Here is a 1,179-nt window from a genome sequence, read left to right as displayed (position 1 = left end):
GGGGATCGAAAGGCTGAGCCAGAAGTTGTTCGTCGCCGCATGAGCCCGCGCCAGGATGCCGTACATGGGGTCGTCGGAATAGGCGGAGAACAGCATGCAGTCGACGCCCTGCTTTGCATAGTCGAGGAACAATTCCGGGAATTGCACCTCGATGCAGAGCGCAAGGCCGAAGCGCACGCCGTCGACATCGAAGACGAAGGACTCGACGCCGGGCGCGTACCAGTTGCTCAGCTCCGTGTGGGAGCAGAGGCGCTTGTCGTAGCGTCCGACAAGCGTCCCCTTGTCCGATATGACGTAGAGGCTGTTATGCGGACGGTTGGGAGGGGTCAGCCGATGATTGCAGCCCAGAACCGTCCAGAGTTCGAGGCGCGCGGCGTGGGCGGCGACGGCGTCCAATTCCTCGCGCAGCGCGCTCCAATCCACGCGCGCCCAATCGGTGATCTGCGATTTGACGTATCCCGACAGGCCGCCTTCGGGGAATTGGACAAGCCTACAGCCTGCCGTCTTGGCCTCCGACATCATATCGCGCATGCGCCGTCCGTTTTCGCGGACATCGGGGGATATCACGCTCTGCGCCACGGCAATAGAAAAAGGAAATGTCATCGGACCACCTTAGCTGATGCACTCGAGCCCGCCTCCCCCCGAATGCATCCACGAATTCGTTTGCCATGGCGTTGAAATGCCTCGCATCGACTCTCACAAACCAAGCACTCGCTGCTTTTCACCGTCGACAATGAGCACTTCTCCATCCCTGAGCGTGCGATAAGGAATGCCGTTCGCTTCGAAAAACGCGATCTCCTCGGCGACTTTGCTCGACTCCGAGTGATTCGACTGGAAATGAACCGCGATCGTGTAGGGCAGCAGGTCGAGGCCCGCCCAGACGATGTCCGGTTCGTAGGAGGCCGGCACGTCGTTCGGATCGTCTACGATATCGAGGCCCATGAGGCCTCTTGAAACGATTACGGCGGCGGCGCTGAAGCCTCCATACACGAGCTCGTCACGCGCGAGGGCCGCCTTTATGTGTTCGTCGAAACCGCTCTGCCTCATTGCTCGGCGGAGGATGAATGCATTGCCGCCATTGATCCAAACGACGTCGACGCTTTTCAGGAAGCTCCCGAGATCCGCCGCTCTCCCAAAATATTCCCGCAAATCGAGTTCCACCGTGACGAAGCCGAGCTT

The 1,179-nt window shown here is 59.9% G+C and carries 2 protein-coding genes; both read right to left on the bottom strand.

Annotated elements, in window-relative coordinates; all coding sequences use genetic code 11:
- A partial coding sequence (locus A1351_RS08310) for a carbon-nitrogen hydrolase family protein (RefSeq protein WP_064032745.1) occupies positions 1 to 603 on the bottom strand: 603 nt, incomplete at its 3' end.
- A gap of 93 nt (positions 604 to 696) precedes the next feature.
- On the bottom strand, positions 697 to 1,179 hold a 483-nt coding region (locus A1351_RS08305), incomplete at its 5' end, for a Type 1 glutamine amidotransferase-like domain-containing protein (protein WP_064032744.1).

The sequence above is a fragment of the Methylosinus sp. R-45379 genome (assembly GCF_001644125.1).
In the GTDB taxonomy this organism is placed as follows: Bacteria; Pseudomonadota; Alphaproteobacteria; order Rhizobiales; family Beijerinckiaceae; genus Methylosinus.
This window is presented reverse-complemented; position numbering and strand designations above follow the sequence as displayed.